Here is a 14,821-nt window from a genome sequence, read left to right as displayed (position 1 = left end):
CGTCCTGCGTGAAATGTGCTGGTTTGTTAATTGTGCCGGTTTAATTTCGACGATTGCGGTTGCGGTTACGGCGTCGCCGTCGAGACCGGCCCCGGGAGGACACCGGTATGCACGTCACCAATGACACCACGGCATCGAGTTCATACTTGGCCTTCTCTGCATCCTCAGTGGGGGTGCCGTGTGAATGGGGAAGGCCGACGTTGGCACGGCCGTCGGAGAGTTCGATGACGCGGACTAATTCGGGCGGAAACCGTCGGGCGATACTGGCTGCTCGGAGCCGCGCCGATGCTAGGGGAGTGCCACCACCCGTGGGCAGTGAGGTGAGGCATCGTCGGGCTCGTGACAGGCTCCGAGTGACGGGCAACCCGATAGCTGCTTCATGTCCCCGGGCGACGATGATGCAGACTTTACTTCTGTCGCGATAGCTTGATTGCAGAACCTCTAGGGCGGTGGATTTTGCCGTGCGGATGGCGCCGCGGCCCATGGATCCGGATGCGTCAACAATGATGATGACTAGTTCGCCGCCGGCAGATTCGCGCTGAGCCGTGCGGAGATCATCGCGAGTGAGGATGATCCGACGCTGATCGTGTCGATTGAGCTGATCATCCTGATGACGGTGCCGAAATCGCTGCCATGGCGCAGCTGCAGCGAGAGTGGGAAGAATCGCAAGATCGGTGTCATGTGTTCGCGCTGGCATAACTCGACGAACACGACCGCGGTGAGAAATCCCACGAGGCCCATGACGGCCAGGCCATACCGTGGTTGACGTCCGCCCCCGGCGGGGGACGTGGGGGATGGCTAAGGGCTGGTCATCAGGCTTATCGACGGGGTCAGTGTTTCGTGCTTCCGCTCCCGTGGAGGCGTCGTCATTATGGGGAGGAACGTTGCGATCCTCGTGCGATGTGTCACCGGAGTCGCCGCCACCTGGTGAGGAGTTCTCGGAGGAATCATCGGCGCCAGGCTCCTCATCGGCGGTGGTGTCAGTGGTGTCCTGGTCGTCTGGGGAATGTTGTGCGTCAGCATCCTCCGGTTTCGTCGCAGACGGAATGGCGTTCTTATTTTCCTCGCTATTGTCTCCTTCCTCGCGGTTCTGGTCGTCGCCGTCGTTATCGCGTGGGTGATCGTCAAAGTCCGAGCCGTCGACGTCGTCCGGGAGTCGAGGTCGGATAAACATATCGACGATGGCTTCGTGTACGTGTTCCGTGGCGTGCCCGAGGCTGTGCGCAGCATGCGCCATATATATGGCGTTCAGAAGTAGTCCCGGCGTCGCTGCACTCCCGAGATGCGACATGAGTGCTCTGGCCACCCATTGGCTGAGCTCATCATCACCATCGACGGGCTGAGTGCCGTCGTTCCCGGTATCAGAATCTTTAGTGGCGACGTCGGCACCGTCGAAACCATCACCATCGGCGGCATCGTCATCCTTATCGACTATGGTCGTGCGGGAAGGACCAGCCGGCATATAACGCGACGCGAGTGTGGCAATCAGGGCGGGGTCGGTGGTGTAAGGAGCCGAAAGGATCGGGCCGACATGATCGAGTATGACGGCGGGTACCTCATCGAGTGTCGCGGTTTGGCGTGAATCAGGCACAGCAGCAATGACGTGGCATGCCGAGAAGTGCTGGGCGACGGCTGCGGCGGTATCCACCTCAAGAAGATGGGCATTGTGAATGATGACGAGAACATCACCCTCAGTCGCACTGCATTCGGATGCATCACCACTACGCGCAACCCCGTCTTCTTCCGTGACGTCGGATCGATCGTGTATGAAGGACGCGCTCATCCGTGTGATGTCGGTGGGCGTCATACTGGGGCTTATGCGGATCACCGATTTATGCTTCGTGTCCGCCCAGAGTTCCCCCAGTGTGTCTAAGGACTCGTTGATGCGGACGGAATCGCCGGTGAGCAACAGCCACGAAGGGCAGGCCTGAACCCATACCTGTAGTGCATCAATGGCGTGTGCCAAAGAGTCAGGATGTGCCATGGTGTCACCCTCGTTACTGATCGAGCTCATTACTGGTCGGAAAAATAGCTACTCACACCAGACAAGTTATTCACATACCTGGTGAATAGTGCGCGTCAACCGCGAATCAATATCGCCGGGGGCTTCGAATGCCTCGGTTGGCACGCGATGCCGGAGCGCCGCGAGGGCCACCGCACCAACATCCTCCCTGGTCACAGTGTTGTTACCGTGGAGGGCAGCCCGTGCACGTGCAGCACGGGTGATGACCAGCTCGCCCCGATGCCCCACGCATCCCGTTTCAGTACAGACCTCAACGGCAGTAAGCACAGCATCTTCACTGAGCTCAATATCACGGACGCGGTCACGCGCCTGCTCAATAGACGTGGCCAATTCCTGCTCTTCTTCCTTGGCGTCATCAAGAAAAGCCTCAGGGTCCGCGTCGAAAGCGAGTCGCTCGCGAACAATAGTCATGCGCTCAGTCGGATCGGTAAGAGTGTCCACGCGCAAGGCAAGACCGAACCGGTCCTGCAATTGTGGCCGTAAATCGCCCTCTTCAGGGTTGCCCGACCCCACCAACACAAATCGCGCCGGATGCGTGTGACTAATGCCGTCGCGTTCCACAATGTTGACCCCAGACGCCGCGACATCGAGTAAGACATCCACCAAATGGTCATCGAGCAGATTAATTTCGTCGATATAGAGGAACCCATTGTTGGCGTCGGCCAATAATCCCGGGCGAAACCGCGCCTCGCCCGTTGTCAGTGCGGCGTCGATATCAAGCGAGCCAATCAGGCGATCTTCAGTCACGCCGAGGGGAACGTCGATAACAGGTGTGGTGTTGGACGAAGACTCACCGTGATGTGACAGCAATTGGCCTAGTGCGCGGACTGTCGTCGTTTTTCCTGTTCCCCTGTCGCCGAAAGCCAGCACACCCCCGATGCCGGGATCAATTGCGCAGAGGATTAGTGCTTCTTTGAGCTCATCTTGTCCGTGGATGTGTGTAAAGGGATACACGCGGTTCATTCGGTTACCTACGATTCGCGTTAGTGCCGGGCGGAAGACATCGGAGTAACACCTTCGACGGTCGCATCCAGGCTATCTGAAATATCTTCCAATTGGTCGAGTAGATCGTCGTCTGTGTCCCAGAGGCCACGGTCCGCGGCCTCAAGCAGACGCTCCGTCATCGAGAGAACAGCTGCAGGATTGTGCTCGGCTAACCGTTCGCGCATGTCATCGTCGGTAATAAATGTGGACGCAGTTCGGTCAAAAACCCAATTATCGACGACGCGGGCCGTAGCCTGCATACCGAACGTGTTTTCAAAACGGGACCGGATGTTCGCCACACCCTGATAACCATGCTTGAGCTGGGCTTCATACCAGGCGGGATTGAGCAGACGCGTCCGAGACTCCAACCTCATCGCATCATCCAGCGACTCAACATTGGTCTCATGCTGCCAAGCGTGAGAAACCTTCGCGGATGGCCGTGCACCCGATACCGTCTCGACGACGCTCGACACACCGCCCAGGAACTCGAAATAATGGTCGACGCCGGCCAACGAAATCTCAGTCGAATCCACATTCTGGAATGTGGCGGAAACACGAGACAGACTGGACTCCAAGAGAGCCCGGTTCTCCTTGCCCTTAACGTGCTTGCCCCACGCGTGTCCCATTCGTTGCAGATACACTTCAGCCAAATCGGAATTGTCATCCCACTCCGAGGACTGCACGAGCTTATTAACACCGGTCCCATAATTGCCCGGCGCGGTCGCATAAATGCGGGTCGCGGCCGAATCGAGGTCCAGGCCAAGTTCTTCCGCCTGTTGCATGGCGTGGGCTCGAAGGGGATTATCCGCGGCTTCTTCGGGTAGTGACGCGATGGCGTGGATGGCATCGTCAAGCAGCTCCATGGGGCCCGCGAGAAGATCTCGGCCGACGCCCGACATGGTGCAGACGACGTCGACGCGCGGCCGTCTCAACTCCTCGAGGGGGATGATCCGGAATCGGCTGACGCGTCCCCGCTCGTCGGTGAGAGGCTCTGCACCGATCAAATGAAATGCTTGTGCAATGCCTTCGCCGTTGGTTTTGACGTTGTCCATTCCCCAGATCACCATGGCGATGGATTCGGGGTAGTGGCCTTCTTCGTGCCGTATTTGTTCGACGAGTGCGTCGGCGGTGGCCGCGCCGCGTCGGGCCGCAGTGGGCGTGGGCATGGTGGCCGGGTCGGCGCCATGTGTGTTCCGGCCAGTGGGGAGGGATTCAGGGCGTGATGCGGGTTCTCCTCCGGGTGCAGGGGGAATATAGTTTCCGGATAGTGCCGCGAGGAGCCCCTCGGTTTCCTTCGACGACGTTAGTTGGGAGTGGAGCCGACGGAGGTGGCGGAACCACGACGTCGGGGTTGCAGTTGTGGTCTCCGCATCACTATCGAATGCGCCCGCCACGAGGGAAGTGAATCGCGCGAAATCGTCATGGACGACGGCGTTGACGGCCGCCGTGATGTGTTCTTCGTCCAGGTGATCAGCAAGGGGATCGGACGTCGCCAACGGGTAGGTGCAGGCGAGGCTCAGTATCCGTCCAGTTTTATCCTCGCTGAGAGGCTCGCCGAGAGTGTGAAGGCCTTCTGGAATAGGGGTACGGCGGATCCGCTCTGCGGTAGCGGAAACGTTACTGACCCATTCATGCCAGAGATTGTGGGAATCGTCGCCCCCGCCGTGTTCTACGTTCCCTGTATCGCCGTTCGCTCTATCGCCATTCCCTGCATCGTCGCTGTTGGGTGGGGGATAGTCGGTCAGATCCGCTTCGGCGGCCAACGTGACCAATTCAGAACAGGTCTCAGCATTCAGCTCCGTCGAGCCGTCCTTTGCCGACGTTAACAGCCTGAAGGCTTCCTCGGCGGCCGCGGCGAGGGCACCGTGGAGGCCAGCGTCGATAAGTTGGGGAGTGAGGTAGCTGATTAACCCCGCGAAGGATCGACGTTTCGCGATCGTGCCCTCAGCGGGATTGCTCATTGCGTACAAATACGAATGCGGGACGCTGTCGGTGAGGAGCAGCGGCCAGTCATCCTTGATCAGCCCGGTGGAACGCCCGGGCATGAATTCCAACGCCCCGTGGGTCCCCCAATGGAGCATGACGTCGTGGCTGAATTCGTGTTCCAGCCAGAGGTAATAGGCGGCGAAAGAATGTGAGGGGGAGGCTTCGGGCGCCATGAGGACGTTGAGGGGGTCCGCGACATCCCCAAAATCTGGTTGTACGCCGATGAACACATTGCCAAGGCGAACGCCGCGGATGAAGAGGTCGCGGCCGTCCGTGTCGATCATTCCTGGGGTCCGCGTCCATAGTCGATCGATCCGGCTGACTTGCGACGACGTTAACGCCTTGTTGTACTCCGTGGCGGGCCATGTTGCTGCGACATGGCTCGTATTGCGGTTACCCGCGTCGGAATCGAAAAGGCTATCGACCAGGGCCTCCGGAGATTCGGGGATATCGACGGTATAGCCCTCGGCGCGGAGGTGGTGGAGGAAGTTCCACAGCGAGCGGAACACATCGAGATGTGCGGCGGTACCAATTGTCCCGTCGGCGTCGTGGCCAAAAATGGTGATGGAGAGTTTTCGCTGACCCGCGGGCAGGCGGCGGAGTGCCACGGTTCTGATGGCGCGGTTCACCACGAGTGCGCACATGTAGGGGTCGGGAAGCATGCGCTCGACGGCGAGTCGCGGGTCGACGGGGTGATCGGGGTCAGCAGAGTTAACGGCCGGAATACCACGCCCACCGATCACCCATGGAGCTATTCCTGATTCGAATTCAGGAATAGCGATATTCATTGATACCTGGCCCGCTGTCAAACCAGGCAGATCCGACGTTTGCCACCGATCCAAGGGCATCCGCAAGAGGGGGACCGGGGTGATCATGGGAACGCCGGAGTCTGTAAGGAACTCGACGCCATTATTGACGCGAGGATTCGCGTGCGTTCCCGCAAGCGTGAAACCGGTGAGGTTCATCCATGCGTCCACGGCTGGTGGAGGCTCGACGCCATCGGGCACGTCGGTGGGATCTCCTGCCCACACGATGGCTGTAGCGCCACTGGCCTCAACGAGTTTCGCGATATACGAGACCGCGAGGGTGTCGTGGCTGGCAACTTGGAATGGGCTGGCGGCAATTCCAATGCGTACGCCCTCTGGAGCGCGAACGATCTGGGGGCGGTGATCCCCATCGGCCGAAGTTTCCCCACCCGTCGGACTCACGGAATACCCGCAGGCGCGCAAGAGGTCATCGTCGTCAAGAGAAATGATGCCGTGCGGCCGTGACTGTGCGAGAGAACCAGGATCGGGTGCCCCGGCTAAGACGGTGCGCACCAGGCGGATGGCGTGGCACATTCCACCGGGCGTGAGTTGCCGGAGCGCTTCCCGCAGACGCGCTGTGATTCCTGGCCGAGGTGAGGTTGCCCGGTCAACGATGGGGTCGGCACAGGGCACCGATGCAGAGACGACGAACGCACGCCCGGACTTGTGCGTTTCCTCAATGGCCGTGTCAAGGGCTGTCCCCAGAGCGTCGATATCCTCTGGCGTCATCGGACCTTGGACGAACACGGCATCAGCTGCAGCCAGTTGTGCATCAAGATCGTCTGCGGTTGCTAGGGTCCCGGCGTCGAAAGGCCGGTGACGTAAATCAACAGGTTCAGTACCACCAGCATCGCCAGCACCAGCCCCAGCGGTCTCGTCGTCGGGGTCCGCGGTGTCTGCGGCATACTTCTCGCGGAATTCGTCCCATGCGGAGTGCATAGTGAGCGCAATGGAGCCACCGAATCCGAGAAAAAGAATGCGCATGACAGTGTCCTAACGAGAAGTTGGCGTGATATCGAACCAAGGCTGTACCACCACACAGCATAGGAAAGATGAAAGGGATAGGGGGAGGTGGTAGCCTGAGCACGATTCGCACGTTCGGGTGCCCCATGGTGTGACCGGTGGAGATGCCGCGTCACCCTCGCTCACCGCCCTTGACCTACGGTGAGTTTTTCTACCCCAGGAGATTTTGCTCAGTGAGCCATCCAGAGTTTCGCAATGTTGCCATTGTCGCCCACGTTGACCATGGCAAAACCACACTTGTTGATGCCATGCTTCAGCAGTCAGGCGTGTTCGGCGATCATGACGAGGTCGTCGACCGGGTCATGGACTCGGGGGATTTGGAGAAGGAAAAGGGTATCACCATCCTTGCCAAGAACACGGCTATCCATCGCAAGGGGATGGGCAAAAATGGCACCGATTTGATTATTAATGTCATTGACACCCCCGGCCACGCCGACTTCGGCGGTGAGGTCGAGCGTGGACTATCCATGGTTGATGGTGTCGTCCTCCTTATCGACGCTTCCGAGGGGCCTCTTCCTCAAACGCGTTTTGTGTTGGGCAAAGCGTTGGAAGCGAAGATGCCCGTCATCATCGTCGTGAATAAGACTGACCGTCCCGACGCTCGTATCGACGAGGTTGTCGACGAAGCCCAGGACCTTTTGCTCGAATTGGCTGCGTCCTTGGATGATCCGGAGGCTCAGGAAGCTGCCGAAAAGAATTTGGAGCTGCCTGTTCTGTATGCGTCCGGTCGCGCCGGGAAGGCGTCCACGGAGAATCCCGGTAACGGGAATGTACCCGACGCTGAGGATCTTCAAGACCTGTTCAACGTCTTGTATGACGTTTTGCCAGAGCCATCTGCTGAGATTGACGCTCCTTTGCAGGCGCACGTCACCAACTTGGACTCGTCCTCGTTCCTGGGGCGTATCGGCCTCGTGCGCGTGTTCCGCGGCATCCTGAAGAAGGGGCAGCAGGTCGCCTGGATTCACCACGATAGCGACGGAAACTCGCATACCAAGACCGCGAAAATTTCGGAACTTCTGCGTCAAGACGGCGTGAAGCGCGTCCCCACTGACCAGGTCATCGCCGGCGACATCGGAGCCGTCGCAGGTATCGATGAAATCATGATTGGCGATACCCTCGCGGATCCCGAGCACCCCGAAGCAATGCCGCCGATCACCGTCGACGAACCAGCGATCTCGATGACCATCGGTGTGAACACCTCGCCCTTGGCCGGTCGCGGTGGTGGCGACAAACTCACCGCTCGCTTGGTGAAGTCCCGCCTGGAGCAAGAACTCATCGGTAACGTTTCGTTGAAAGTCTTGCCGACCGAGCGCCCAGATGCGTGGGAAGTTCAAGGCCGCGGTGAAATGGCACTATCCGTGCTGGTGGAAACCATGCGCCGCGAAGGCTTCGAGCTGACCGTCGGCAAGCCACAAGTGGTGACTCGCACTATCGATGGCACCCTTCACGAGCCCTTTGAGCACCTCGTTATCGATGTCCCGTCGGAACATCAAGGGGCCGTCACACAGCTCATGGCCGCCCGGAAGGGCACGATGCTGTCCATGGACAACGGTGCCGGCGGGTGGATCCGCATGGAATACTCCGTGCCTGCGCGTGGTCTCATCGGGTTCCGAACCACGTTCATGACAGAAACCCGCGGTACGGGTATCGCAAACTCCTACAGCGATGGATACAAGCCGTGGGCTGGCGATATTAAAGACAGGGCGTCAGGGTCCTTGGTTGCTGACCGCGCCGGGCAGATCACCGCTTACGCCTTGCAGCAGCTGGCTGACCGGGGTCAGTTCTTCGTCGAACCTGGTGTGGAAGCCTATGAAGGCATGGTTGTTGGTGCGAATAACCGCGAAGAAGACATGGACGTCAACATCACGAAGGAAAAGAAGCTAACCAACATGCGTTCCGCGACGGCGGAAACGACGGTCACCCTGGCCAAAGCTCATACCCTCTCCTTGGATGAGGCCATGGAATTCTGTGGTGGCGATGAATGCGTCGAAGCCACACCGAAGAACATCCGTGTGCGGAAAGTGATCTTGGATGCCAAAGAACGAGGACGCGCTGCTGCACACGCTAAGCAAAAAGCGAAGCAGGGGAAGAAATAACGACAGTAGCCTTAATGGCCGCGATGGATAATGAACACAACGCGTAAACGACACCGACCCACCATTCGGGTGCGCTCTCATGCTCATCCGAATGGCGTGACGTCCACTGCCCTGAGGGCGGTTGTGGCTGCTAGCGTTGCAGTCGGTGTTGCGTCTACATCTGTGTTGGCCGGCTGTAGCGCGCGCCCCGGGTCGGCACCCGTCGTCAATTCCGGCGATGGGAATAAAAACAACGACGACACCGCGTCCCGGCAATCGGAAAAAATTACGTTTGCGGTCAGTGATGTCAGCCCGGGGTTTAATCCACATCTGGTTTCCGATGACACTCCGTTGGTCGACCATATGGCCTCACTGGTGCTGCCCAGCCCGTTCGTCGAAAAGGATGGTGGGGAACTGGAGCTGAACCAGGACCTCCTTGACTCTGCCGAGGTAGTGGAAGGCAGTGGGACAGTATCCTCAGGATCGGTATCGCCCTCAGAGTCGGCGGCGCCGTCAGAATCAGCGTCGCCACAGCCGTTTACGGTGCGCTATACCATTGCCTCAGATGCGCAGTGGTCGGATGGCACTCCGATCACGGGCGCTGACTTTGAATATTTGTGGAAGCAAATGATCTCGCAGCCGGGGGTTGAAGATCCGGCGGGGTACGAAGCAATAAGCAGCGTGACCTCGACTGAGAGCGGCCACCAGGTGGACGTTCATTTTGATCAGCCGTACGTAGCATGGCGTTCACTGTTCACTAACCTGCTGCCCAGCCACCTGTACCGCTCGTCCAGTAACTTCCAAACAATGTTAAGGGATTCGGTTCCCGTGTCGGGGAACCGATTTTCGGTGGAATCCATTGATAGTGGCCGTGGCATTGTGACATTGGTGCGCAATGACCGTTATTGGGGAAGTAACCTCGCGAAGACAGATAAGATCGTTCTCCAGGCCCAGGACAATGCTGCCGAGGCTGCGGAAATGTTACGTAATGGGCAGGTCCAAGGGGCGGCGTTGCGTCCGAAAGCAACCACGCAGCTGTCGCTGGATTCGGTACCGCATTCCGTGGTGCAAGTATCGCCGAAAAACCGCTATCTGATGTTGTCGCTGAACACGGCTGCACCGCATATGGATGATGTGGGGGAGCGCGCGCGGATACTTAACAGTGTGGATCGGGATACTGTTGCCCGCATTGCTGGGGAGCGGATGGAAGTGAGCGCACCGCATGATGAGGCCACGATTTCAGGCACCGCTGTGCCCGGTTCGGAGTCTGCATTCCCGGCTTTGTCCAGGCCTTTCCGGATTGCCGTTGATCAGTCGGATGATGCAGCAGTGACTGCCGCGCGTACGGTGGCTGACCAACTCACGCAGGCTGGTTTTCCCGCGAAAGCGCTCGTTTTGCCGGCTCTTGACATCGTCGAATCTGTTCTTCCCTTCGGTCTTGCCGACGCGACCGTCGCGTGGCAATCGGGTGATACCACTGCATCCGCGTTGGCGAGCCATTACGGGTGCACATCGGCTGATCGACCGTCGAAAGAGATGGATTCCGATAAAAGTTCGGAATTGATGGAGCCGGAGAGTTCAGCTCCGTCATCGTCGTTATCTGAACCAGTTCCGACGTCGGGTAACGCCACGCCTAGTGCCACGGAGGGCGGGGACGCTCGTAAGTCGAGGGAGAAAAAGTATGCCCGAGCAGCCAATATGTCTGGTTTGTGTGACTCTGAGATCGATAATGAGGTGAAGGAAGCCGCCGAGGGGTTCGCCGATGTCGATGGCATGAAGCAGAAAGTTATTGAGAAAGTGAACTCCCAGGCTGTCAGTCTAGCGTTACTTCAGGACACCGAAGTGTTCGCGACGACCCCCGCCTTGGAAGCCCCTCGCTTGCCACTCAAGTCGGGCGAGCTTCCCACGACGGAGCGCGGCGGAATTTTTGTGACTGCGCCGCTGTGGACGCGTAACGAGGACTACTCAGTGCTCCAGCCTGGTAGTAGTCAGACCGCCGAGAACAAGGACAATCCGAACGTCGAAAGCAAGAACGATACAAAGGACGACAATAAGGAGGATGCCTCCAGTCATGAGTGATTTGCGTGGCCTCCGAGTGATGGCTGTTCATGCCCACCCTGACGACGAAGCCCTGTGGACGGGTGGTTTGTTAGCGCACCTTTCCCGGCGCGGGGCTGATGTTTGTGTGGTCACTTGCACGTTGGGGGAGCAGGGCGAGGTCATTGGTGAGCCGATGCAGGGCCTCATTGCCGATGAAGCCGACATGTTGGGAGGCTTTCGTTATCGAGAGCTCGAGGATTCGCTCCGCATCCTGGGGGTGAATGGTGTTCATCACCGCCCGTGTGTGCTGGGCGGTGCGGGACGCTGGCGAGATTCGGGCATGGCGGGAACACCGTCTGCGGACCATCCGCGAGCATTCGTGAACTCCGGGCAGCAGGCTGTTGATGCGCTCAAGGCTCTGATGAGGGAGTTTTGCCCCGATATTGTGGTCACGTATGGGCCTGATGGCGGCTATGGGCATCCCGATCACATTCGTGCTCACGAGATCACTCATGCGGCCGTCTCGGGGCTGCCCCATACGTCCACGCCTGCGTTAACCGACGAATTGCCTGGCGATGGGATGGATCTGTTTTCTGCCGTATTGGCACGCCGTCAAGGTGGTCGCGAGACCTCTATGGACCAGAGCATTCCGGATCCTGTTGTGTTATGGACAGTTCGGGGTGAGACAGCTCTCAAACGGGCGGGCCACACAATCTCCCGTATTCCCGAAGGATGGGTTTATCCGAGTGGGATGAATTTCAGTTTTTCCGACGACGTTACGGGCGCCGGTGATGCTGCGTCCTCGGATACGACTCCGGATGAGTTTACTGAGCCGGATCTTGCCTTCGTCCCGGATGAATTGGTGGACCTCGCCGTGCAGTTAAGTGATGCGGACAGTCAGGCACAGGTGAACGCGATGGGTGCTCATGCGACGCAATTGTGGATCGCGGATGGCCGGCAGAGTTGGATGAACCCAGAATCCGCGTGGGCGGTCAGCGATCCCGCTGTGGTCCCCAAGGTGTTTGCACTGTCCAACCGTATTGCTCAACCGCTGATGAGAGAAGAACACTACGTGGTGGCGTACGGTGGACGCGGCCCGTGGGAGAAGACTACTCCGGCCCGCGACGCATACGATTCCTCAGTCGTGCGTGCACGAGGGCGGAGCGCGTTTTCCTTAGATCAGCCCCATGAGGGAGAAGAGTACGATGCATCCGAGCGGCCTGGTCAGCGTCGATAAGCGGGGAAGAACTATGGAAAAACATTGGGGAGACCCCAACCATTCCCAGCCGCGTGAAGACGTGAGCAAGGGGGAGCGCATTGCAGGCATCGCCTGGTTGACTGTCGGGTCTGCACTGTCGTTCTTCTTGGAGATGGTGTACCTGGGCAGTCGAATTACCATCGGCGGCCACACCTACCCGTTCCCTTATATGATTCTCATCGCAGCTGGCTTCAACTATGTCCTCGGGACGACGGCGCTGCTGTGGACGAAAAAGTTGGCGTGGGCCAGCCTTCCCGGTGTGACGTGGATCGTGCTCTATTTCATCGCTGTCACGTGGCCGTCGCTGCCAGGGACGCGGGGAACAACGTGGATCGTGCCCAACCTCGTGGGAGTCGTATTCATGATCGCCGGTGTCGCGGGTGCGGCGTGGCCGTTGATGCGGTCGGTGGTCTCGTCGATGGATCAGGTCAATCCACCCCCATCCACCACGACGACGGGTGGCAAACGTCCCAAGGAGAAAAATAACCCCACAAAGAAAAAGTAAATAGACTGGTAATGGCCATAAAACGCTGCCCCCGCAGACGAAAAGTAGACAGATAGGTTCATTTTTTGTTTGACGCGTGGCATCATGGAACCGCTTGACGACATTGGGCGCGCCCTGACCCCAGTTCGGACAACAAGAACAGGCATGGCAAGACCAGCCACGGCGCAGCGATCCGACGGTGACGACGTCGTAACACTGCACAACAGGAAGACAACGGGAAGAAAAGGCGAAAGAGGAGGAGACTATGGCTTACACCATCGCGGAACCCTGCGTTGACGTGAAGGATAAGGCATGTGTTGAGGAATGCCCGGTTGACTGCATCTACGAGGGCGTTCGCAGTCTATACATCCACCCCGACGAATGTGTCGATTGCGGGGCGTGCGAACCGGTGTGTCCCGTGGAAGCGATCTTCTACGAGGATGACGTCCCCGACGAGTGGATCGACTACAACGACGCGAACGCCGCGTTCTTCGACGATCTCGGATCGCCGGGTGGTGCTGCCCGTCTGGGGCCACAGGATTTCGACGCGCCCCTCGTCGCAGAACTTCCGCCGCAAGCCTAGGGTTTCACTCGGGTTCCCGAACGCTATTGTTGGGATAGTATCGGGCTGTCCGATGATCGTATTTTTCTTCCTGTCCACTCGCGTCCCTGTGTCGCGTCCGTTTCTGCTGTGAGGCTTTGTATGGCGCACCCGCCCCGTATTGTTCGTTCGTCTTTGCTTCCGGATTTCCCGTGGGATTCCCTCGCGGATGCTCGCGCGAAGGCCGAATCGCACCCGGATGGGTTCATCAACTTGTCGATGGGAACACCCGTCGATCCGGTTTCTCCTGCTGCTCAGCTGGGCCTGGCAGAGAATTCGGGGGCTCCTGGTTATCCGCAAACTGTCGGCACGCAGGAGTTGAGGCAGACTATTGTCGACGCGATGACTCGTCGCTACGGCATCATGTCCCTTGACCCTGAGCAACAGGTTTTACCGGTGATCGGGACGAAAGAAGCGATTGCGTGGCTGCCATTCCTTTTGGGGCTGGGCGAAGGACATACAGTCGTGATTCCGGAACTCGCCTACCCGACGTATGAGGTCGGTGCGTTGTTGGCGGGGACGTCGGTTGTCCGGGCGGATTCCACATTCCAGCTTGGCCCGCAGGCTCCGACGCTGATGTACATCAATTCGCCCTCAAACCCGACGGGCAAAGTTCTGGGCCTCGAGCACCTGCGGAAAGTTGTGTCGTGGGCTAGGGAACGTGATGTCATCGTCGTCTCGGATGAGTGTTACTTGGGCCTGGGTTGGACGACGAACGCTAACGGTGTTCGTGGTGAACGGCCCACGCCGCCGGTGTCCCTTCTTCATCCCGATGTCTGCGATGGGGACACAACCAACCTGATCGCGGTTCATTCGCTATCGAAGACTTCGAACATGGCATCGTATCGCTCTGGTTGGTTGGCGGGCGACGAGCATCTCATCCACGAGTTACTGGCGGTCCGTAAGCACGCGGGGTTCATGGTTCCCCAACCGATTCAGGCAGCCACTGTTGCCGCACTGAATGATGACGGTTTTGAGCAGCTCCAGCGGGAAATTTATCGGAATCGGCGTGAGATCCTCGCTGCGGCTCTTCGCGACGCGGGATTCACCATCGACAACTCGGAAGCTGGCCTGTACCTATGGTCCACCCGCAATGAGCCATGTCGAGAAACAGTTGATTGGTTTGCGCAGCGGGGCATCCTCGTTGCCCCGGGGGAGTTTTACGGTCCGAAAGGTGCCAAGCACGTTCGCGTTGCACTGACGGGCACGGACGAACAGATCACTGCGGCGGCCCAGCGGATTGCGGGGTAGAGGTCACCAGCGCCCCGACCTGTCCCTCCACACGCGTAGGCCGAGCCCCACGAGCAGGCTTATCATCACGAGCGCAGCAATAATTTTTATGGCTGTGTAGGGGACGAATGCACACGCCACACACACCACCAGCACAACGACGAGACTGGTTGTTTGTGCTCGGTCTAATTCAGTGGGCCGTGGGGGCTTGTTTTGCTTTGTCATGCGTTCGCACAACCTCGTTGTCGCCAGTGATTCGGTGTCGCCAGTGCCTCGGTAGGGCACAGTGGGCGCGCATCTATGCGCACTTT

8 protein-coding genes and 1 pseudogene are annotated in these 14,821 nt (G+C 58.8%); 6 read left to right on the top strand and 3 right to left on the bottom strand.

The window, feature by feature from the left end:
* Nucleotides 1–40: 40 nt before the first annotated feature.
* The 3 genes from I6J23_RS10530 to I6J23_RS10520 form a co-directional block, all read right to left on the bottom strand.
* Entirely contained in the window at nt 41–1,984 is a 1,944-nt protein-coding gene (locus tag I6J23_RS10530; RefSeq protein ID WP_204582020.1) for a VWA domain-containing protein, read from the bottom strand.
* 66 nt (nt 1,985–2,050) lie between these two features.
* A complete protein-coding gene (locus tag I6J23_RS10525) occupies nt 2,051–2,986 on the bottom strand; it encodes an ATP-binding protein (protein WP_204582019.1) in 936 nt (311 codons plus the stop codon).
* A gap of 20 nt (nt 2,987–3,006) precedes the next feature.
* Complete coding sequence (locus I6J23_RS10520) at nt 3,007–6,783, bottom strand: cobaltochelatase subunit CobN (protein WP_204582018.1); 3,777 nt, start codon at nt 6,781–6,783, stop codon at nt 3,007–3,009.
* Nucleotides 6,784–6,995: 212 nt separating this feature from the next.
* On the opposite strand from I6J23_RS10520, the gene typA reads away from it, so the two are divergent.
* From typA to dapC, 6 genes and pseudogenes are all read left to right on the top strand, one after another.
* Entirely contained in the window at nt 6,996–8,918 is a 1,923-nt protein-coding gene (gene typA / locus I6J23_RS10515) for a translational GTPase TypA (RefSeq protein WP_204582017.1), read from the top strand.
* 30 nt (nt 8,919–8,948) lie between these two features.
* A complete protein-coding gene (locus tag I6J23_RS10510; RefSeq protein ID WP_204582016.1) occupies nt 8,949–10,976 on the top strand; it encodes an ABC transporter family substrate-binding protein in 2,028 nt (675 codons plus the stop codon).
* A pseudogene (locus I6J23_RS10505) lies at nt 10,969–11,457 on the top strand (PIG-L family deacetylase); the annotation flags it as partial. The gene I6J23_RS10510 and the pseudogene I6J23_RS10505, both read left to right, overlap by 8 nt.
* A gap of 685 nt (nt 11,458–12,142) precedes the next feature.
* A complete protein-coding gene (locus tag I6J23_RS10500) occupies nt 12,143–12,700 on the top strand; it encodes a hypothetical protein (RefSeq protein ID WP_239454917.1) in 558 nt (185 codons plus the stop codon).
* Nucleotides 12,701–12,944: 244 nt separating this feature from the next.
* A complete protein-coding gene (fdxA, locus tag I6J23_RS10495; protein WP_204088261.1) occupies nt 12,945–13,262 on the top strand; it encodes a ferredoxin in 318 nt (105 codons plus the stop codon).
* 120 nt (nt 13,263–13,382) lie between these two features.
* Nucleotides 13,383–14,531 (top strand): succinyldiaminopimelate transaminase, encoded by a 1,149-nt coding sequence (gene dapC, locus I6J23_RS10490; RefSeq protein ID WP_204582015.1) that lies wholly within the window; start codon nt 13,383–13,385, stop codon nt 14,529–14,531.
* Nucleotides 14,532–14,821 lie beyond the last annotated feature (290 nt).

Source organism: Corynebacterium kroppenstedtii (assembly GCF_016894245.1).
Taxonomy (GTDB): domain Bacteria; phylum Actinomycetota; class Actinomycetes; order Mycobacteriales; family Mycobacteriaceae; genus Corynebacterium.
The sequence above is the reverse complement of the archived record's forward strand: the minus strand, read 5'-3'. Positions and strand labels throughout refer to the sequence as shown.